Source organism: Pseudomonas sp. AM14(2022) (genome assembly GCF_036346455.1).
Classification (GTDB): Bacteria; Pseudomonadota; Gammaproteobacteria; order Pseudomonadales; family Pseudomonadaceae; genus Aquipseudomonas; species Aquipseudomonas putida_A.
On record NZ_JAOTNY010000008.1, the window covers coordinates 70,212 to 88,831 of the forward strand.

Here is an 18,620-nt window from a genome sequence, read left to right on the forward strand (position 1 = left end):
CAAACTAGAACATTCAACCGGCCCGCGTCGGTTGATTTGCCCTGCACGGCGAAAAGGATCGCGCCGGGCTTCATGCTCCACGGAGGGAGTTGTCATGCCGCAACAGGGTTTCAGCCTGCTCGAATTGCTTATGGGACTGGCAATTGGCGCAATTGTTCTGGCGCTGGTCAGTCCGGCGTTCGCCGCCTTCACCGAGTCGACTCAGCGCGACCAGGCGGCGCGGTCACTGGTTGAAGGCATTCGCAACGCCCGCACCCTGGCCATCACGCGCAATCAGAGCGTGGTGATCCATGGCATCAATGGCGACTGGAGTCAGGGCTGGCGGATCATTCTGGATATCAGCGGCAAGGGGTCGCTGGACAGCAGCAACCCACTGCTGCTGGAGCACGCGAGTGACGGGCGGACACCGATCGTCGGCAATTGGCTGGTCAGTCGTTATGTACGTTTCAGCAGTCTTGGACAACCGCTGATGCCCGGGCGGGCGTTTCAGGCAGGGACTTTACATATCTGTTCGGCACGCGAGCCGGTCAGCCAGCGCCAGGTGGTGCTGGCGGCAACCGGCCGGGTGCGCCTGACCAGCGCGAAGGCTGAGCAGGCGCTGTGCCTGAAGGCGAAGAGCGTCAGATCGAGCGGACGCGCAGCTCTTTCGGCATCGAGAACGTGATGTTCTCTTCGCGGCCGGCCAGTTCATCGGCACCGGTCGCGCCCCAGGCTTGCAATTGCTGGATCACGCCGCGCACCAGCACTTCCGGCGCGGAAGCACCGGCGGTGATGCCGATGCGCTCGACACCCTCGAACCAGCTCTTCTGCAGGTCTTCGGCGCCGTCGATCAGGTAGGCCGGCGTGGCCATGCGTTCGGCCAGCTCACGCAGTCGGTTGGAGTTGGAGCTGTTCGGACTGCCCACCACCAACACCACGTCGCATTCGTCGGCCAGTTGCTTGACCGCGTCCTGACGGTTTTGCGTGGCGTAGCAGATGTCGTCCTTGCGCGGGCCACCGATGGCTGGGAAACGTGTGCGCAGGGCATCAATCACGCGACTGGTGTCGTCCATCGACAGGGTGGTCTGGGTCACGAACGCCAGTCTTTCCGGGTCACGCACTTGCAGTTCGGCGACGTCTTTCTCGTCTTCGACGAGGTAGATCGCGCCGCCATTGCTGGCGTCGTACTGGCCCATGGTGCCTTCGACTTCCGGGTGACCGGCGTGGCCGATCAGGATGCACTCACGTCCGTCGCGGCTGTATTTCGCGACTTCGATGTGCACCTTGGTCACCAGCGGGCAAGTGGCGTCGAAAACCTTCAGGCCACGGCCGGCGGCTTCGCTGCGTACGGCTTGAGAAACGCCGTGGGCACTGAAGATCACGATGACGTCGTCCGGCACCTGATCCAGTTCCTCGACGAAAATCGCGCCACGGCTGCGCAGGTCTTCGACCACGAACTTGTTGTGCACCACTTCATGACGCACGTAGATCGGCGGCCCGAAAACTTCCAGGGCGCGGTTGACGATTTCGATCGCCCGGTCCACACCGGCGCAGAAGCCACGGGGGTTGGCGAGTTTGATTTGCATGCTGTGCCTCGTGTCTTGCGCGCGAAATAAATTTACGTCCTGCTGATCGAGCACAATTGCTCAAATCCAGCAAAAATCCAATGTGGGAGCGGGCTTGCTCGCGAAAGCAGTGTGTCAGACAACTTCTATGTTGAATGTCAGTCAGCATTCGCGAGCAAGCCCGCTCCCACCATTGTTCTGCGGTGTACTCAGATCGCTTTGACGCTGATGATCTCGACGTCAAAGGTCAGCGTCTTGCCGGCCAGCGGGTGGTTGAAGTCGATGGTCACTTGCGCGTCATCGAACTCTTTCACCACACCCGGCAGCTCAGTATTGGCCGCATCATTGAAGATCACCAGCAAACCCGGCGACAACTCCATGTCGACGAACTGCGAACGCGGGATGATCTGTACGTTTTGCGGGTTCGGCTGGCCGAAAGCGTTTTCCGGCTCGACGGTCAGCGTACGCTTGTCGCCGGCCTTGAAGCCGAACAATGCCGCTTCGAAACCCGGCAGCAGGTTGCCGTCGCCGACCTTGAAGGTCGCCGGAGCCTTGTCGAACGTGCTGTCGACCGTGTCGCCGTTCTCCAGGCGCAATGCAAAGTGCAAAGTGACTTCCGTGTTCTGGCCGATGCGTTGCTCAGCCAATACCTGTTCAGTCATGAACGGCTTCTCCGGTTTTCTTACTTTTGAACATGTCCAGTGCCAGCATCACCGCACCGACGGTGATGGCGCTGTCGGCAAAGTTGAACGCCGGGAAGTACCAGCGGTTTTGCCAGTGCACCAGAATGAAGTCGATCACATGGCCCAGGGCAATGCGGTCATACAGATTGCCCAGCGCACCGCCCAGCACCAGTGCCAGTGCGACAGCCAGCCAGGTATCGTTGCGGCCCAGACGCTTGAGCCAGACCACCAGCACCGCACTGACCACAATCGCGATCAGGGCGAACAGCCAGCGCTGCCAGCCGGAGCTGTCAGCCAGGAAGCTGAAGGCCGCGCCGGTGTTGTAGGCCAGCGTCCAGCTGAAGTAATCGGGAATGATCACGATCTGCTGGAACATTTCGAGCTTGCCTTCGAAGTAGAACTTGCTGGCCTGGTCGATGACCAGAACCAGCAAACTCAACCAGAGCCAGCTCAACCGTCCGAAACGGCCAACGGCGTTAGGCATAGTGACGAACCTCGCCGGCGCCGCTGATGTTGTCGACGCAACGACCGCAGATTTCCGGATGCTCCGGGTTCACGCCGACGTCTTCGCGGCAGTGCCAGCAACGGGCGCATTTCGGGAAGGCCGATTTGACGATCTTCAGTTTCAGGCCGCTGACTTCGGTGGCTACCGCGTCCGCAGGTGCCTGAACGAAAGGTGCCACGCTGGCAGTGGAGGTGATCAATACAAAGCGCAGCTCGTTGCTCAGCTTGGCCAGGTCGGCACTCAGCGCCTCTTCGGCGAACAGCGTCACTTCGGCCTGCAGGTTGCCACCGACGGCTTTGGCCGCACGCTGGATTTCCATCTCTTTGTTGACCGCTACCTTCACTTCCATGATGCGATCCCAGTACGCGCGACCCAGCTCGAAGCCTTCCGGCAACTCGGTCAGACCTTCGTACCAGGTGTTGAGCATCACCGATTCGTTGCGCTCGCCCGGCAGGTACTGCCACAGCTCGTCGGCGGTGAACGCCAGGATCGGCGCGATCCAGCGTACCAGCGCTTCGGAGATGTGGAACAGCGCGGTCTGGCACGAGCGACGTGCCTTGCTGTCGGCACCGGTGGTGTACTGGCGATCCTTGATGATGTCGAGATAGAAACCACCCAGCTCCTGCACGCAGAAGTTGTGGATCTTCGAGTAGACGTTCCAGAAACGGTATTCGCCGTAGTGCTCTTGCAATTCGCGTTGCAGCAGCAGCGTGCGATCCACCGCCCAGCGATCCAGTGCGAGCATGTCTTCAGCCGGCAGCAGGTCGGTGGCCGGGTTGAAACCGGTCAGGTTGGAAAGCAGGAAACGCGCGGTGTTACGGATACGACGATAGGCGTCCGCGCTGCGCTGCAGGATCTGCTCGGACACGGCCATTTCGCCGGAGTAGTCGGTCGACGCGACCCACAGACGCATGATGTCGGCGCCCAGGGTGTCGTTGACTTTCTGCGGCGCAATCACGTTGCCCAGCGATTTGGACATCTTGCGGCCGGACTCATCGACGGTGAAGCCGTGGGTCAGCAGCTCGCGGTACGGTGCGTGGTTGTCGATGGCGCAACCGGTCAACAGCGACGAGTGGAACCAGCCGCGGTGCTGGTCGGAACCTTCCAGGTACAGGTCGGCGCGCGGGCCGGTTTCGTGACCCATCGGGTGCGAACCGCGCAGCACGTGCCAGTGGGTGGTGCCCGAGTCGAACCACACGTCGAGGGTATCGCTGATCTTGTCGTACAGCGGCGCTTCGTCGCCCAGCAGTTCGGCGGCGTCGAGCTTGAACCAGGCTTCGATGCCTTCGACTTCAACGCGCTTGGCGACTTCTTCCATCAGCTCGACGGTACGTGGGTGCAGTTCGCCGCTTTCCTTGTTCAGGAAGAACGGGATCGGAACGCCCCAGTTGCGCTGACGGGAGATGCACCAGTCCGGACGGTTGGCGATCATCGAGTGCAGGCGCGCCTGGCCCCAGGCCGGAACGAACTTGGTGTCTTCGATGGCTTTGAGCGAGCGCACGCGCAGGGTGTCGCCGCTGACCGGCTCCTTGTCCATGCCGATGAACCACTGCGCGGTGGCGCGGTAGATCAGCGGGGTTTTGTGGCGCCAGCAATGCATGTAGCTGTGTTCGATGACGGTGGTGTGCAGCAGCGCACCGACTTCGGTGAGTTTTTCGACGATGGCCGGGTTGGCCTTCCAGATGAACTGGCCGCCAAAAAACTCCAGCGACGGCACGTACACGCCGTTGCTTTGTACCGGATTGAGGATGTCATCGTTGACCATGCCGTACTTCTTGCAGGTCACGAAGTCGTCCACACCGTAGGCCGGGGCGGAGTGAACCACGCCGGTGCCAGCGCCCAGTTCGACGTAGTCAGCCAGGTACACCGGCGACAGGCGGTCGTAGAACGGGTGACGGAAGTTGATCAGTTCCAGCTCTTTACCGGTGGTGGTCGCGATGACCGAGCCTTCAACGCCGTAACGCGACAGGCAGGATTCAACCAGCTCTTCAGCCAGCACCAGCAGCTTGTCGCCGATATCAACCAGGGCGTAATTGAACTCAGGGTGAACGTTCAATGCCTGGTTGGCCGGGATGGTCCACGGGGTGGTGGTCCAGATCACGATCGAGGCAGGCTTGCCCAGCGACGGCAGACCGAACGCGGCGGCCAGTTTGGCTTCGTCGGCGATCGGGAACGCCACGTCGATGGTCGAGGACTTCTTGTTCTCGTACTCGACTTCGGCTTCGGCCAGCGCCGAACCGCAATCGAAGCACCAGTTCACCGGCTTGAGGCCCTTGAACACGAAACCGCCCTTGACGATTTCGGCGAGGGCGCGGATTTCACCGGCCTCGTTCTTGAAGTCCATGGTCTTGTACGGGTTGGCGAAGTCGCCCAGCACGCCGAGACGGATGAATTCGCTCTTCTGCCCTTCGATCTGCTCGGTGGCGTAGGCACGGCACAGCTCGCGGGTCTTGTCCGCGCCCAGGTTCTTGCCGTGAGTCACTTCAACCTTGTGCTCGATCGGCAGGCCGTGGCAGTCCCAGCCCGGAACATACGGCGCGTCGAAACCCGACAGGGTCTTCGAGCGGATGATCATGTCCTTGAGAATCTTGTTCAGTGCGTGACCGATGTGGATCGTGCCGTTGGCGTACGGAGGGCCGTCGTGCAGGACGAACTTCGGACGATCCTTGCCAATCTCGCGCAACTTTCCGTACAGGCCAATACTGTCCCAGCGCTGCAGGATCTGCGGTTCGCGCTGTGGCAGGCCGGCCTTCATTGGGAAGGCGGTGTCCGGAAGGTTTAGCGTGGCTTTATAGTCGGTCATTTAAGGCTCTTCATTAGCGATGGGCGCTAGGTGCGGCTAGTGCACGGGCGGCGGCGACATCCGCGTTGATCGCCGTTTTCAGTGCCTCCAGGGAGGCGAAACGCTGCTCTTCACGCAGCTTTTGGTGGAAAACCACCGTCAGACGCCGGTCATACAGATCGCCGGCAAAATCCAGTAGATGAACTTCAAGGTGGGCTTTGCCGTCACCTTGGACCGTAGGCCGCACGCCGATATTGGCGACGCCGGGCCAGGTCTTGCCATCGATGTCCACATCCACCAGGTAAACCCCGGTGAACGGTACGCGACGGCGCTTGAGTTGAATGTTGGCAGTGGGCGTACCCAGTTGCCGGGCCAGTTTCTGACCGTGCAGCACGCGACCGGCGATCCGGTACGGGCGGCCGAGCAAGCGTTCGGCCAAGGCAAAATCGGCCGCGGCCAACGCGTTGCGCACCTGAGTGCTGCTGACGCGAATGCCGTCCAGCTCGACGGTTTGCGCGGCTTCCACGGTAAAACCGTGAACCTGGCCGGCCTGCAACAGGAAATCGAAATCGCCGAGGCGATCGCAGCCGAAGCGGAAATCGTCGCCGACTTCCAGATGCTGCACGCCGAGACCGTCCACCAGGATGGTATCGACGAATTCACTGGCACTGAGCTTGCTCAGGCGCTGGTTGAATGCCAGGCACAGCACCCGGTCAACGCCTTCGGCGGCCAGCAGCTGCAGCTTGTCACGCAAGCGGGCCAGACGCGCCGGAGCGGTCTCCGGGGCAAAGAATTCCCGTGGCTGCGGCTCGAAAATCACCACGCAGCTGGGTACGCCCAACTCGAGCGCACGCTCACGCAGCCGGGCCAGGATAGCCTGGTGACCACGGTGAACACCGTCAAAGTTGCCAATAGTGGCGACGCAGCCCCGATGCTGGGGGCGCAAGTTGTGGAGGCCTCGAACCAGCTGCATAACGCGCTTCTTGCTCATAAAGTGGTCGATTATAACCACACCCGACGGTCGACGACAGGCAACACCGTAACGCAAAGTGATCGAGCCGACAAAACTGCCGGCCCGTGCCCGGTTATAAAGGCTGAAACCTCAGCTCAACGCCTTGCGATTGAAATCGCGCAGACGGAAACCGAGCAGCAGCAACATACCGAAATACGCCACCACACCAGCAACCACCAGCGCCCCCAGACGCAGAAAGCGCTCCAGCATGTGCCCCTGATCCCAGGCCGGCATGAAATGCATGCCCAGCAGCAATACCGCCGACATCACCGCCACTGCCACCACCAGCTTGAAGCCAAATGTGTACCAGCCTGGTTGCGGCTGATACATCTTTTGCTTGCGCAGTTGATAGAACAACAGCCCGGCATTCAGACAGGCACCGGCACTGATCGCCAGCGCCAGGCCGGCGTGAGCCAGCGGGCCGATCAGCATCAGGTTGAACAGCTGTGTGCACACCAGGGTGAAGATTGCGATTTTTACCGGGGTGCGGATGTTCTGTTGCGCATAAAAGCCCGGCGCCAGCACCTTGATCACGATAATCCCCAGCAGACCGACAGAATAGGCAATCAGCGCACGCTGGGTCATGGACGCATCAAACGCGCTGAATTGACCGTACTGGAACAATGAGACGGTCAGTGGCTCGGCGAGAATTCCCAGAGCCAGTGCACACGGCAACACCAGCACGAAGCACAGGCGCAGCCCCCAGTCGAGGATCCGCGAATATTCGTGGCGATCCTTGCTCGCATAAGTCTTGGCCAGCGTCGGCAGCAAAATCGTGCCCAACGCTACGCCGAGCACGCCGGACGGCAATTCCATCAATCGGTCGGCGTAATACATCCACGACACCGAGCCGGCGACCAGAAACGAGGCAAAAATGGTGTTGATGATCAGCGAAATCTGGCTGACCGAGACACCGATGATCGCCGGCAGCATTTGCTTCATCACTCGCCAGACGCCGCTATCGCGCAGATTCAGGCGCGGCAGCACCAGCATGCCGATCTTTTTCAGGTGCGGCAGTTGATAGAGCAACTGCGCCAGACCACCGACCAGTACCGCCCAGCCGAGGGCCATCACCGGCGGATCGAAATACGGCGTGAGGAACAGCGAGAACACAATCATGCTGACGTTGAGCAGGGTCGGCACGAACGCCGGCACCGAAAAGCGGTTCCAGGTGTTGAGGATCGCCCCGGCCAGCGAGGACAGGGAGATCAGCAATATATAAGGGAACGTCACCCGCAGCAGGTCGGAGGTGAGCTGGAATTTTTCCGGCGTGTCGGCAAAACCCGGCGCCGTGGCCCAGATCACCCACGGCGCGGCGATCATGCCCAGCGCGGTGACCAATGCCAGCACCAGCGTCAGCAGGCCCGATACATAAGCAATAAAAGTACGGGTCGCCTCTTCACCCTGCTGACTTTTGTATTCCGCCAGAATCGGTACGAAGGCCTGCGAGAACGCGCCCTCAGCGAAGATTCGCCGCAGCAGGTTGGGCAATTTGAAGGCAATGAAGAAGGCGTCCGTGGCCATTCCGGCGCCGAACGTGCGAGCGATGAGCGTGTCACGGACGAACCCGAGAACCCGGGAAAGCATGGTGATAGAGCTGACGGCGGCCAACGATTTGAGCAGATTCATTGAGGGAATGTGTGCCTGTCGATAAACAGCAGGCGAACAATGCGCCTACTTGTGCGATACTCTGCGCCGCAACAGCACAGAGCCAAAGCTCGCGAGTTTACAGGTCAAGCGCCGGAAATAAATATCCCGCCTCTTTACACCTACCACTTAGCGGAACGTTTCAAGCGCCCTTGACAAGACTTCTCTTCATCGGCATGATTCGCGGCCTATTTTGTTTGCTATTTCCTAAAAAGTCTTTCGAGGAGCTCGACGGTGGCCAACTCACCTTCCGCCAAAAAACGTGCAAAACAGGCTGAGAAGCGTCGCAGCCACAACGCCAGCCTGCGTTCCATGGTTCGTACCTACATCAAGAATGTAGTTAAGGCCATCGACGCAAAAGACGCTGAAAAAGCTCAAGCTGCATACGTTCTGGCTGTGCCAGTTATCGACCGTATGGCCGATAAAGGCATCATCCACAAGAACAAGGCTGCTCGTCATAAGAGCCGTCTGAATGGCCACGTCAAGGCACTGAAAGAAGCTGCTTAATCGACGTAGTCATTAAAAAACCGACCTTAGGGTCGGTTTTTTATTGCCTGCGATTTGGTGAATCCCGCACTCAAAAAAGTGGGAGCGAGCTTGCTCGCGAATGCAATCTGTCAGCCGACATCTCTAGCGACTGACACGACCTCTTCGCGAGCAAGCCCGCTCCCACGCTCTGGATTTGCGGTGTTATTGCTGGACGGGCACCCACGGCACGATCGGGATCGCGGTCACCGCATTCTGCGGGCTGCCTTCGATCACGCGATCGCTGTAAACCAGGTACACCAGCGTATTGCGCTTCTTGTCGAGGAAACGCACCACCTGCATGGTCTTGAACACCAGCGATGTGCGCTCCTTGAACACCTCATCACCATCCTTCAATTCGCCCTTGAACTTGATCGGACCGACCTGACGACAGGCGATCGACGCCTCGGCGCGATCCTCGGCCAGACCCAGACCCCCCTTCACCCCACCCGTCTTGGCGCGAGACAGGTAGCAGGTCACACCGTCGACCTTCGGATCATCGAAAGCCTCGACCACGATCCGGTCATTCGGGCCGACGAACTTGAACACCGTCGACACCTGACCGATTTCCTCGGCCGAGGCCAGCAATGGCAGCGCCATCAGCAGACCCAACAATCCTTTAGCCATGCGCATGCGTATTTTCCCTTAGACCAGAATCAGATTGTCACGATGAACCAGTTCCGGCTCAGCCATGTAGCCCAGCACGCCGACAATTGCATCTGACGACTGACCAATGATTTTTTGCGCCTCAAGCGCACTGTAGTTGGCCAGGCCACGGGCAATCTCACGACCGTCCGGCGCCACGCAGACCACCATTTCGCCACGGCGGAAGCTGCCCTGGACCAATTTGACGCCGACCGGCAACAGACTCTTGTTGCCCTGCGACAACGCCGACACCGCGCCTTCGTCCAGCACCAGCGTGCCGCGCGTTTGCAGATGCCCGGCCAGCCACTGCTTGCGCGCCGCCAGCATGCCGCGCTCAGGCGACAGCAGCGTACCGATGCGCTCGCCAGCCTTCAGGCGATCGAGTACTCGCTCCAGACGCCCACCAACGATGATCGTGTGCGCCCCGGAGCGCGCCGCCAGACGCGCCGCACGCAGCTTGGTCTGCATACCGCCACGCCCCAGCGCGCCACCAGTACCGCCCGCCACCGCATCAAGCGTCGGATCATCGGCGCGCGCTTCGTAAATCAGCTGCGCATCGGGGTTGTTGCGCGGATCAGCGTCGAACATGCCGTCGCGATCGGTGAGGATCACCAGCAGATCGGCCTCGACCAGATTGGCCACCAGCGCCGCCAGCGTATCGTTGTCGCCGAAACGGATTTCGTCGGTGACCACTGTGTCGTTTTCGTTGATCACCGGGATGACTTTCAGCTCGACCAGCGCACGCAGGGTGCTGCGGGCGTTGAGGTAGCGCTTGCGGTCGGACAGGTCATCGTGAGTCAGGAGAATCTGCGCGGTGTGCCGGCCATGCTCGGCAAAGCTCGACTCCCAGGCCTGCACCAAGCCCATCTGGCCGATTGCAGCAGCGGCCTGGAGCTCGTGCATCGCACTGGGTCGTGCGGTCCAGCCCAGACGGCTCATGCCGGCAGCCACCGCCCCGGAGGACACCAGCACCAACTCGACACCTGCCTCATGCAGGGCGACCATCTGCTCGACCCAGACACTCATTGCCGCACGATCCAGCCCTTTGCCATCAGCTGTCAGCAAAGCGCTGCCGATCTTCACGACCCAACGCTGCGCACCTGTCACTTTGCTCCGCATCATCTTCAACCTTAGCCTGAGGGCAGCGCGACCCAGCGCCGCCCATGTCGTTATTTGTGACTTGCGATTTCCAGATACTAAAACGCCGCTCGATTGAGCGGCGCTTAAGTTTACTGCAACGAATCAGTCGCGCACGTAAATGATTTCCGGACCGTCTTCATCATCCACATCTTCTTCGTCCCAGTCATCGTCGCCGATGTCGTGGACCGACTTCACGCCGCTGCGACGCAGGGCACGCTTGTCATCCAGCGCCTGCAACTGCGCACGGGCTTCGTCTTCGATGCGCTGATCGAGATCGGCCAGCTCTTCCTTGTACGCCGGGTCGTTAGCCAGGCGATCGGCACGATCTTCCAGATAACGCATGATGTCGCGGGTCAGGCGCTCGGTGCCTTCTTTGGCGATGGCCGAGATCACGTAGACCGGACCTTCCCACTGCAGGCGATCAACGATTTCCTTGACGCGCTCCTCATGTTCTTCTTCGAGGATCTGGTCGCACTTGTTCAGCACCAGCCAGCGATCACGCTCAGCCAGCGACGGACTGAATTTGACCAGCTCGTTGACGATCACTTCAGCCGCATCCGGTGCGCTGGTGTCATCCAGCGGCGCCATGTCGACGAGGTGCAGCAACAGACGCGTACGCGCCAGGTGCTTGAGGAAGCGAATACCCAGGCCGGCACCGTCGGAAGCGCCTTCAATCAGACCCGGAATGTCGGCGATGACGAAGCTTTTCCAGCGGTCAACGCTGACCACACCCAGGTTCGGCACCAGCGTGGTGAACGGGTAGTCGGCGACTTTCGGCTTGGCCGCCGACACCGAACGGATAAAGGTACTTTTACCGGCATTCGGCAAGCCCAGCAGACCAACGTCAGCCAGCACTTTCATTTCCAGTTTCAGGTCACGCTGCTCACCCGGCTTACCCGGAGTGGTCTGGCGCGGCGCACGGTTGGTACTGGATTTGAAACGGGTATTGCCCAGACCGTGCCAACCGCCCTGCACCACCATCAGTTTCTGGCCGGCCTTGGTCAGGTCGCCAATCACTTCCTGGGTGGCCGAGTCGATCACGGTAGTACCGACCGGCACGCGCAGGATCAGGTCCTCACCTTTCTTGCCGGTGCAATCGGTGCTGCCGCCGTTGGAGCCACGCTCGGCATCGAAGTGCCGGGTGTAACGGTAGTCGACCAGGGTGTTGAGGTTTTCGTCGGCCATCATGTAGATGGAACCGCCGTCACCGCCATCACCGCCGTTCGGGCCGCCGTTTTCAATGAATTTTTCCCGACGGAAACTCATGCAGCCATTGCCGCCGTCGCCAGCTTTTACGCGGATCGATACTTCGTCTACAAACTTCATAACTCAACGCCTCTCGCCATACGGACGAGCCGAAAAACAATCAAGACATAAGACTCTTGCAAAAATGAGCGCAGCGACCCCAAAACACGACCTGCATCGCACGCCGACAGCCCATACAAACAGTTTTGCAAGAGACTCACCCCACAAACGAAAAAGCCCCGTCGCAAGACAGGGCTCTTCCAGCGATCTCGCGATTAAGCCGCGACAACGCTCACGTAACGACGACCGAAGGCGCCTTTTACTTCAAACTTGATCACGCCTTCGATTTTCGCGAAGAGGGTGTGATCCTTACCCATGCCAACGCCGTAGCCAGCGTGGAATTGGGTGCCGCGCTGACGCACGATGATGTTGCCGGCCTTGATGACCTGGCCGCCATACATCTTCACGCCAAGGCGTTTGGCTTCTGAGTCGCGACCGTTACGGGTACTACCACCAGCTTTTTTGTGTGCCATGAGTTCAATTCTCCTAGTGAGGAATTAGGCTGTAATTAAGCCTGAATACCGGTGATTTTGATCTCGGTGAACCACTGGCGGTGGCCCATACGCTTCATGTGGTGCTTACGGCGACGGAACTTGATGATGCGGACTTTATCGTGACGACCTTGGGAGATCACTTCAGCCTTGACGGTTGCGCCAGCAACAACAGGTGCGCCGATGTTCACGTCGTCGCCATTGGCGACCAGCAGAACGCGGTCAAAAGTCACGGATTCGCCAGTAGCGACTTCCAGTTTTTCGATCTTCAGGTATTCACCTTCAGCGACCTTGTATTGCTTACCGCCGGTAACGATTACTGCGTACATGGTATTTCTCCGATAATCCTGCTCACCCAGCTCTTTATAAGAAGAGGTATTGGCTGGCATGGCTGCATGGGGCTGGAACGGCCCAAGTGCAATTGCGTAAGGCAGGTGCTGCCCAGGAAGTTCAGGGTGCGCGATTGTACGCAAGCCGCGAGAGTCACGCAAGTGGCCGTCCATCGCGCCTTGACAGGCCCCGGTGTGGGTCCTAGCATGCCGCGCAACCCTTCTGGAGCAACTGTCGCTGATGCAACCCCAAGCTTTCTACCGCGCGGTGGCGGACGATTTTAACGCCGTCGACGGCATCATCAAGAAGCAGCTGACTTCCCGAGTGCCGCTGGTATCGAAAATCGGCGATTACATCACCTCGGCCGGCGGCAAACGCCTGCGTCCTTTATTGGTGCTGCTGTGCGGCAAGGCCCTGGGTCGCGAAGGCGACGACATGCGCCTGCTGGCCGCCACCATCGAATTCCTGCACACCGCGACCCTGCTGCATGACGACGTGGTCGACATGTCCGGCATGCGCCGTGGCCGCTCGACCGCCAACGCCATGTGGGGCAACGCCCCGAGCGTGCTGGTAGGCGACTTCCTGTACTCGCGCTCGTTCGAAATGATGGTCGAGCTGGGCTCGATGCCGGTGATGAAGATCCTGTCCCAGGCCACGCGCATCATCGCCGAAGGCGAAGTGTTGCAACTGTCCAAGGTACGCGACGCCAGCACCACCGAAGAAACCTACATGGAAGTCATCCGCGGCAAGACCGCGATGCTTTTCGAAGCCTCGACCCACAGCGCCGCCGCACTGGCCGGTGCCACCGCCGAGCAGAGCGAAGCCCTGCGCACCTTCGGTGATCACCTCGGCGTGGCGTTCCAGCTGGTCGACGACCTGCTGGACTACAAGGGCGATGCCGAGACTCTGGGCAAGAACGTCGGTGACGATCTGGCCGAAGGCAAGCCGACCCTGCCGCTGATCTACACCATGCGCGAAGGTACGCCGGAGCAAGCTGCTCTGGTACGTCAGGCGATCCAGAAAGGCGGGATCGAAGACCTCGAAAGCATCCGCATCGCCGTGGAAGCCTCGGGTTCGCTGGAGTACACCGCGCAACTGGCCCGCGACTACGTAGCCCGTGCGATCAAGTGCCTCGACGCGCTGCCGGCCAGCGAATACCGCGATGCACTGGTGGAACTGAGCGAATTTGCGGTCGCCCGCACGCACTGATCTGCCTTCTGTGGGAGCGGGCTTGCTCGCGAAAGCAACCTGTCATTCAACATTAATGTTCAATGACACACCGCATTCGCGAGCAAGCCCGCTCCCACAGTTGTTTCTGCGCTATGCCCTCCTGCGCGTAAAACCCTATACAATGTGCGACTTTTAGCGATCCCCTATCAAGGAGCCTTAGTGAGCACGTTGCCACCCTGCCCGAAATGCAATTCCGAATACACCTACGAAGACGGTGCCCAACTGATCTGCCCTGAGTGCGCCCACGAGTGGTCGGCCAACGGCGAAGCCGAAGTGGCATCCGATGATGCCGTGAAGAAAGATTCGGTCGGCAACGTGCTGCAGGACGGCGACACCATCACCGTGATCAAGGACCTGAAGGTCAAGGGCACCTCGCTGGTGGTCAAGGTCGGTACCAAGGTCAAGAACATCCGCCTGTGCGACGGCGACCACGACATCGACTGCAAGATCGATGGCATCGGCCCGATGAAGCTCAAGTCCGAGTTCGTCAGAAAGGTCTGATCCTTCTGTCAGCCATCCCGCGCCCGCCGCGGGATGGTGCTCCGCCCTCCCCGCTTTCCCCTCCGCATTCTCGCGTAATAGCCAGACGCCAGCCGTTTTGACCTTACGCAATCTTTACCCGGAAAAAATCGCATTCCGCCAATAGGCACTTGCTATTTGACGAATAAGAATTATTCTCATTGAAACCTTTCAAGGAGATGAGACCCATGACTTATTTGATCGATGCCTGGCTGGACCGCCCACACCCGTACCTCAGGATCCTGCATCGGGAAACCGGCGAAGTCTGTGCGGTACTGGAAGAAGAAGCCCTGCATGAGCTGCAGGATCAGGGTGATCTGGACGTCAGCAGCCTGAATTCCAGCGAACCGCTGGTGCTCAAGGAGCTGGTGCGCAATCTGTTCCTGTTCTGCTATGCCCGGGCGTTGCGCCCGACCAATGAGCTGCATCACAAGATCGAAATATGAGTAGCGCGGAAAAAACTGTGGGAGCCAGCCTGCTGGCGAAAGCGCTGTGTCAGGCAACGGATGATTGCCTGAAAGGACGCCTTCGCGAGCAAGCCCGCTCCCACATTATTGACCTGTCACCGAGACAGGCCAGGCATTACAGAACGTCCAGCAGCTCGACGTCGAATACCAGAACGCTGTGCGGCGGGATGCTGCCAACGCCTTGAGCGCCGTAAGCCAGTTCGCTCGGCACGTACAGGCGCCATTTGCTGCCGGCATTCATCAGTTGCAGAGCTTCGGTCCAGCCAGCAATCACGCCGCCAACCGGGAATTCTGCTGGCTGGCCACGATCGTAGGAGCTGTCGAACACAGTGCCGTCGATCAGGGTGCCGTGGTAGTGGGTGCGCACCTGATCTTCACGGGTCGGCTTGGCGCCTTCGCCCTGGGTCAGCACTTCGAATTGCAGACCGGAAGCCAGAGTAGTGATGCCTTCTTTCTTGGCGTTTTCAGCCAGGAAAGCACGGCCTTCACCGGCAGCCGCTTCAGCTTTGGCGGCGGCTTCGGCTTGCATGATCTCGCGGATAACCTTGAAGCTGGCGGACATGGCTTCCTGATCGACACGGCTTGGCTTGCCGGCGAATGCGTCGGTCAGACCGGCCAGGATGGCGTCCAGGCTGACACCCGGTGGCGGGTTGTCGCGCAGCTGGTCACCCAGCTGACGGCCAATACCGTAGCTGACGCGGGTTTCGTCGGTGGACAGATTTACTTCGGACATGACACTGCTCCGCTGTGCGGACGGCCATCAGACTTGCCGTGCGTGCACAGCGCGTCCCGGCGCGCCCGGAACCAAAAGGGCGAGCAGACTAGCACAGATGCCCGGCGATGGGGCGCAAGGCCTATAGGGCCGAACGCCAGGCCAGTGGAACTTTCAGGCTTTCATCGACGCTGCCGCCCAGGCCGCACATTTCGTCGTGCACCGAGGTGTGCACAAGGTTGAACGGCAGCACCGGAAAGTTATGCAGCAAATCCCGCGCATGCTCCACCGAGCGCAGCTGCAGCATCTCGCCCTTGAGATCACTCAGCGGATACGCCGCCCCGTGCATCCGCGCTTCGAGCAGATAAATCCCGCCCTCCATGGAGATCAGGTTCAGCTCATCGACCTTTCTGGCGATGGCAAACGCATTCAACTCTTGCAGGTTCATGAACGTACCTCGTGCGGTGGCGAGCCAGAACCTTTACAGGGATATGCCCGCGCGCGCCAAAGCACAAGCCACAAACGACACCGCCCGTCTGTTTCGCAACAGACGGGCGGTGTTTTTGCAGCGATCAAACAATGATCAGTGCTTGGTGAGCTTGTCCAGGTAACCCATCGCGAACGCCGAAATCACGAAGGTCATGTGGATGATCACGTACCACATCAGGTGCTCGGGATCGACGTTCTTGGCATCCATGAAGATCCGCAGCAGGTGGATCGAGGAAATCGCCACGATCGACGCCGCCACTTTCATCTTCAGCGACGAGGAGTCCATGGTGCCCAGCCAGCTGAGCTTCTCTTTGCCTTCGTCGATGTTCAGCTCGGACACGAAGTTCTCGTAGCCGGAAATCATCACCATCACCAGCAGGCCGCCCACCAGCGCCATGTCGATCAGCGACAGCAGCACCAGGATCAGATCCGATTCGGCCATGGAAAACACGTTGGGAATGACATGAAACACTTCCTGGAAGAATTTCAATGCCAGCGCCAGCAGCCCGAGGGACAGCCCGATATAGATCGGCGCCAGCAGCCAGCGCGTGGCGTACATTGCATTTTCGATAAAGCGTTCCATTGACTCTCACACAATAAGGATTGAAATCGGCGGCGAGTATACCAGCCGCCCGTGACCGCCAGAAACCGCCCGGCTCGCACCTCCCATCACCGCAACCTGCGTGTGTGTGTGAATTTTTTTCTGCTACTGTCCAAACCATTGACCGCCTAGCGAAAGTGGACAGGACGACTGGAAATGCATGTGCGATTACCGTTGACGACTGCCGGAGTTTGCCTCGTTCTGCTGCTGGGTGGCTGCTCACCCGGCGATGAGAAAAAGCCCTCGGTCAGCCTCGACGCGAAGACGGCAACCTTCGAACACTCACTGGACGCCATTACCGACCCGAAACTCAAGGACGCCGTGACCGAACTCGGTGGTTCGCTGCTGCTGCTCGAACGCGCGCAGCTCAAGCTCGACAGCACCCCGCTGAAAACCGTCTACGGCGAAGACACCCTCGGCATCCTCAAGCACTACCCTTCGCCGCAGGCGCTGGTCGATACCTTTATCAACGGACTGTTCGTGCTGCACAAGGACGCCAGCTCCGATTACCTTACCGACCTGCAACCGGTATTCCCGTTCAACCTGAACATTCCCGGCGGCTTTCTATTCCCGCACGGCGTGGAATGGCAGTCGGTGACCCTGAGCAACAAGCGCGTGATCGCCTATCAGCCGGAGTGGTCGGAAACCGATCCTGGCGTTCAGTTGAGCCCGTCCAGCTCCAACGTCAACAACCCCGATGACCTGACCGTGACCTACCCGTTCATCGAAGGGCTGGACGTGGACAAGAAGAGCCAGCCACAACCGGTGAGCCTGCAAGGCAAAGTCGAAGTCATCGCGCCGCGCCGCCTGTTCAGCTTCAACCTGAGCCAGAAGGACGTCGGCCAGACCCGCACCGATGACAACCTCAGCGTCACCCTGCTGAAGCTTGAAAAGAACTACGCCGAAGTCGAATTCAGCAACAGCCTGCCACTGGCCCCTGAGGTCGAGGGTGCGCAGCTCAATCCAGTCATCGTTCAGGCCCGTGACACCAACGGGCAATACCTGGTGCGCGCCGGCTCAATCAATGAGAGCCCGGCACAAGTCGCTTTCTACGAGAAACAACTGGCGCATCTGCAACAGCAGAAAACCTGGAGCGAGGCGTTGGAAAAACAGCTCGAGGACGAACAGCAGACCTTCGAGCAGCAGCATCCGCGCCGCTACAACAAGGTCTACTTCAACGGCCCCATCGACACCCTCGAAGTCAGCGTGCTGGATTTCTCATCGGCAACCGTGACCCGCAAAACACTGGATCTGCCAGTGCGCACTTTCAGCCAGCACACCACCGAAAAAGCCATCCAACCGCTGGACCCGGCGGTGGTCCTCTATGACGATCTGGCGCCGAACTGGCTCAAGGGCGCGAGCCTCACCGAGGAAGCGTTGAAGGCCGGTATCCGCATCCATCAGTCCGTGGAGGATCCGAGCGCTGCACGCATCGAGTTCTCTCACCGGCGAACCTTCAACGATGAATTGCTCGGTGATGATTTCAGCCCCGGCGAGAGTCCCGTGACGTTCTTCACCGAGAAACGCAGCGGCAAACTCGACGAGCCGATCGAACTACCGCCCGAGGCCTATCAGGTCGATCCGCTGCAAGCGACCATCACTTACGATTTGAACCTGTTCCCGGAAACCCCGGCGATTGCCGTGGGGTCGATGCCGCTGTTTCTCGCCAGCGTGGAGAAAAAAGCCTACGACGCCAAATCCCTGCCCAAAGGCCTGGAGATCAAGAACAACACGTTGGTGGTGGACCTGAAACTATTTCCGGCCAACGCTTGGCGATTCTTCGTCAAGGACGACAGCGGCAACTACCTGAAACAGATTCTCTCGGTCAGTCATGACGCGAGTGCGGATGGCCCGGCGCTGTTCGGCGTGCATTACTTCTATGGTCGTCCAACGCACGTGGAGACCTATCAGCGGACCGAGCTCAATACCGTGCAATACGGCTTTGAGGTCAAACTCGACAAGGCGCAGCAGTCCGACACCGCGCCATGATTGC

20 protein-coding genes are annotated in these 18,620 nt (G+C 59.7%); 6 read left to right on the plus strand and 14 right to left on the minus strand.

Going from position 1 to position 18,620, the window contains the following annotated elements:
• Positions 1-94 precede the first annotated feature (94 nt).
• A complete protein-coding gene (locus tag V3W27_RS17080; protein WP_330207125.1) occupies positions 95-664 on the plus strand; it encodes a GspH/FimT family pseudopilin in 570 nt (189 codons plus the stop codon).
• On the opposite strand, the gene ispH is transcribed toward V3W27_RS17080, so the two are convergent.
• The 6 genes from ispH to murJ form a co-directional block, all read right to left on the minus strand.
• Positions 621-1,565 (minus strand): 4-hydroxy-3-methylbut-2-enyl diphosphate reductase, encoded by a 945-nt coding sequence (gene ispH / locus V3W27_RS17085; RefSeq protein WP_097089253.1) that lies wholly within the window; start codon positions 1,563-1,565, stop codon positions 621-623. The genes V3W27_RS17080 and ispH overlap by 44 nt on opposite strands.
• Before the next feature lie 188 nt (positions 1,566-1,753).
• Positions 1,754-2,191, minus strand: coding sequence for an FKBP-type peptidyl-prolyl cis-trans isomerase (fkpB, locus tag V3W27_RS17090; protein WP_210558657.1), 438 nt, complete (start codon positions 2,189-2,191; stop codon positions 1,754-1,756).
• A 7-nt stretch (positions 2,192-2,198) separates the two neighbouring features.
• On the minus strand, positions 2,199-2,711 hold the full coding sequence (lspA, locus tag V3W27_RS17095; RefSeq protein WP_007963824.1) for a signal peptidase II: 513 nt from the start codon (positions 2,709-2,711) through the stop codon (positions 2,199-2,201).
• Positions 2,704-5,535, minus strand: coding sequence for an isoleucine--tRNA ligase (gene ileS, locus V3W27_RS17100; RefSeq protein WP_330207126.1), 2,832 nt, complete (start codon positions 5,533-5,535; stop codon positions 2,704-2,706). The genes lspA and ileS overlap by 8 nt, the downstream gene beginning before the upstream one ends.
• Positions 5,536-5,548: 13 nt before the next feature.
• Positions 5,549-6,487 carry a bifunctional riboflavin kinase/FAD synthetase gene (gene ribF, locus V3W27_RS17105; RefSeq protein WP_003228347.1) on the minus strand — a complete coding sequence of 313 codons (939 nt, stop codon included), beginning with the start codon at positions 6,485-6,487 and terminating at the stop codon, positions 5,549-5,551.
• A 129-nt stretch (positions 6,488-6,616) separates the two neighbouring features.
• Entirely contained in the window at positions 6,617-8,155 is a 1,539-nt protein-coding gene (gene murJ / locus V3W27_RS17110; RefSeq protein ID WP_097089255.1) for a murein biosynthesis integral membrane protein MurJ, read from the minus strand.
• Between the two features lie 252 nt (positions 8,156-8,407).
• Here murJ and rpsT point away from each other — a divergent pair, with 252 nt between their 5' ends.
• A complete protein-coding gene (gene rpsT / locus V3W27_RS17115; protein WP_003228351.1) occupies positions 8,408-8,680 on the plus strand; it encodes a 30S ribosomal protein S20 in 273 nt (90 codons plus the stop codon).
• 183 nt (positions 8,681-8,863) lie between these two features.
• On the opposite strand, the gene V3W27_RS17120 is transcribed toward rpsT, so the two are convergent.
• The 5 genes from V3W27_RS17120 to rplU form a co-directional block, all read right to left on the minus strand.
• Positions 8,864-9,331, minus strand: a complete 468-nt coding sequence (locus tag V3W27_RS17120) for a CreA family protein (RefSeq protein WP_003228353.1) — start codon at positions 9,329-9,331, stop codon at positions 8,864-8,866.
• Positions 9,332-9,343: 12 nt separating this feature from the next.
• The gene (gene proB / locus V3W27_RS17125; protein WP_027612826.1) at positions 9,344-10,462 is read right to left on the minus strand and encodes a glutamate 5-kinase; all 1,119 of its coding nucleotides are present in this window, start codon (positions 10,460-10,462) and stop codon (positions 9,344-9,346) included.
• A 123-nt stretch (positions 10,463-10,585) separates the two neighbouring features.
• A complete protein-coding gene (gene cgtA, locus V3W27_RS17130) occupies positions 10,586-11,809 on the minus strand; it encodes an Obg family GTPase CgtA (RefSeq protein WP_003228358.1) in 1,224 nt (407 codons plus the stop codon).
• Between the two features lie 194 nt (positions 11,810-12,003).
• Positions 12,004-12,261, minus strand: coding sequence for a 50S ribosomal protein L27 (gene rpmA, locus V3W27_RS17135; RefSeq protein ID WP_003228360.1), 258 nt, complete (start codon positions 12,259-12,261; stop codon positions 12,004-12,006).
• 35 nt (positions 12,262-12,296) lie between these two features.
• Positions 12,297-12,608 carry a 50S ribosomal protein L21 gene (rplU, locus tag V3W27_RS17140; protein WP_003228361.1) on the minus strand — a complete coding sequence of 104 codons (312 nt, stop codon included), beginning with the start codon at positions 12,606-12,608 and terminating at the stop codon, positions 12,297-12,299.
• Positions 12,609-12,849: 241 nt separating this feature from the next.
• Between rplU and V3W27_RS17145 the strand changes: the two genes are divergently transcribed.
• The 3 genes from V3W27_RS17145 (at position 12,850) to V3W27_RS17155 (ending at position 14,804) form a co-directional block, all read left to right on the plus strand.
• On the plus strand, positions 12,850-13,818 hold the full coding sequence (locus V3W27_RS17145; protein ID WP_003228362.1) for a polyprenyl synthetase family protein: 969 nt from the start codon (positions 12,850-12,852) through the stop codon (positions 13,816-13,818).
• Between the two features lie 180 nt (positions 13,819-13,998).
• Positions 13,999-14,340, plus strand: a complete 342-nt coding sequence (locus V3W27_RS17150) for a zinc ribbon domain-containing protein YjdM (RefSeq protein WP_003228364.1) — start codon at positions 13,999-14,001, stop codon at positions 14,338-14,340.
• Between the two features lie 206 nt (positions 14,341-14,546).
• Complete coding sequence (locus V3W27_RS17155) at positions 14,547-14,804, plus strand: PA4570 family protein (protein WP_003228365.1); 258 nt, start codon at positions 14,547-14,549, stop codon at positions 14,802-14,804.
• A 136-nt stretch (positions 14,805-14,940) separates the two neighbouring features.
• Here the strand turns inward: V3W27_RS17155 and V3W27_RS17160 are convergent, their stop codons facing one another.
• The 3 genes from V3W27_RS17160 to V3W27_RS17170 form a co-directional block, all read right to left on the minus strand.
• A complete protein-coding gene (locus V3W27_RS17160) occupies positions 14,941-15,558 on the minus strand; it encodes an FKBP-type peptidyl-prolyl cis-trans isomerase (protein WP_115988861.1) in 618 nt (205 codons plus the stop codon).
• A gap of 121 nt (positions 15,559-15,679) precedes the next feature.
• Positions 15,680-15,985 carry a DUF6482 family protein gene (locus V3W27_RS17165; RefSeq protein ID WP_027612827.1) on the minus strand — a complete coding sequence of 102 codons (306 nt, stop codon included), beginning with the start codon at positions 15,983-15,985 and terminating at the stop codon, positions 15,680-15,682.
• 135 nt (positions 15,986-16,120) lie between these two features.
• Complete coding sequence (locus tag V3W27_RS17170; protein WP_007963798.1) at positions 16,121-16,609, minus strand: TIGR00645 family protein; 489 nt, start codon at positions 16,607-16,609, stop codon at positions 16,121-16,123.
• A gap of 174 nt (positions 16,610-16,783) precedes the next feature.
• Between V3W27_RS17170 and V3W27_RS17175 the strand changes: the two genes are divergently transcribed.
• A complete protein-coding gene (locus V3W27_RS17175) occupies positions 16,784-18,616 on the plus strand; it encodes a hypothetical protein (protein ID WP_330207127.1) in 1,833 nt (610 codons plus the stop codon).
• Positions 18,617-18,620 lie beyond the last annotated feature (4 nt).

What these genes read in the sequence shown, in the direction of transcription:
- V3W27_RS17080 (WP_330207125.1), top strand. Translation starts at nt 95, where the DNA reads ATGCCGCAACAGGGTTTCAGCCTGCTCGAATTGCTTATGGGACTGGCA.
- ispH (WP_097089253.1), bottom strand. Translation starts at nt 1,565, where the DNA reads ATGCAAATCAAACTCGCCAACCCCCGTGGCTTCTGCGCCGGTGTGGAC.
- lspA (WP_007963824.1), bottom strand. Translation starts at nt 2,711, where the DNA reads ATGCCTAACGCCGTTGGCCGTTTCGGACGGTTGAGCTGGCTCTGGTTG.
- ileS (WP_330207126.1), bottom strand. Translation starts at nt 5,535, where the DNA reads ATGACCGACTATAAAGCCACGCTAAACCTTCCGGACACCGCCTTCCCA.
- ribF (WP_003228347.1), bottom strand. Translation starts at nt 6,487, where the DNA reads ATGCAGCTGGTTCGAGGCCTCCACAACTTGCGCCCCCAGCATCGGGGC.
- murJ (WP_097089255.1), bottom strand. Translation starts at nt 8,155, where the DNA reads ATGAATCTGCTCAAATCGTTGGCCGCCGTCAGCTCTATCACCATGCTT.
- V3W27_RS17120 (WP_003228353.1), bottom strand. Translation starts at nt 9,331, where the DNA reads ATGCGCATGGCTAAAGGATTGTTGGGTCTGCTGATGGCGCTGCCATTG.
- proB (WP_027612826.1), bottom strand. Translation starts at nt 10,462, where the DNA reads ATGCGGAGCAAAGTGACAGGTGCGCAGCGTTGGGTCGTGAAGATCGGC.
- cgtA (WP_003228358.1), bottom strand. Translation starts at nt 11,809, where the DNA reads ATGAAGTTTGTAGACGAAGTATCGATCCGCGTAAAAGCTGGCGACGGC.
- rpmA (WP_003228360.1), bottom strand. Translation starts at nt 12,261, where the DNA reads ATGGCACACAAAAAAGCTGGTGGTAGTACCCGTAACGGTCGCGACTCA.
- rplU (WP_003228361.1), bottom strand. Translation starts at nt 12,608, where the DNA reads ATGTACGCAGTAATCGTTACCGGCGGTAAGCAATACAAGGTCGCTGAA.
- V3W27_RS17145 (WP_003228362.1), top strand. Translation starts at nt 12,850, where the DNA reads ATGCAACCCCAAGCTTTCTACCGCGCGGTGGCGGACGATTTTAACGCC.
- V3W27_RS17155 (WP_003228365.1), top strand. Translation starts at nt 14,547, where the DNA reads ATGACTTATTTGATCGATGCCTGGCTGGACCGCCCACACCCGTACCTC.
- V3W27_RS17160 (WP_115988861.1), bottom strand. Translation starts at nt 15,558, where the DNA reads ATGTCCGAAGTAAATCTGTCCACCGACGAAACCCGCGTCAGCTACGGT.
- V3W27_RS17165 (WP_027612827.1), bottom strand. Translation starts at nt 15,985, where the DNA reads ATGAACCTGCAAGAGTTGAATGCGTTTGCCATCGCCAGAAAGGTCGAT.
- V3W27_RS17170 (WP_007963798.1), bottom strand. Translation starts at nt 16,609, where the DNA reads ATGGAACGCTTTATCGAAAATGCAATGTACGCCACGCGCTGGCTGCTG.
- V3W27_RS17175 (WP_330207127.1), top strand. Translation starts at nt 16,784, where the DNA reads ATGCATGTGCGATTACCGTTGACGACTGCCGGAGTTTGCCTCGTTCTG.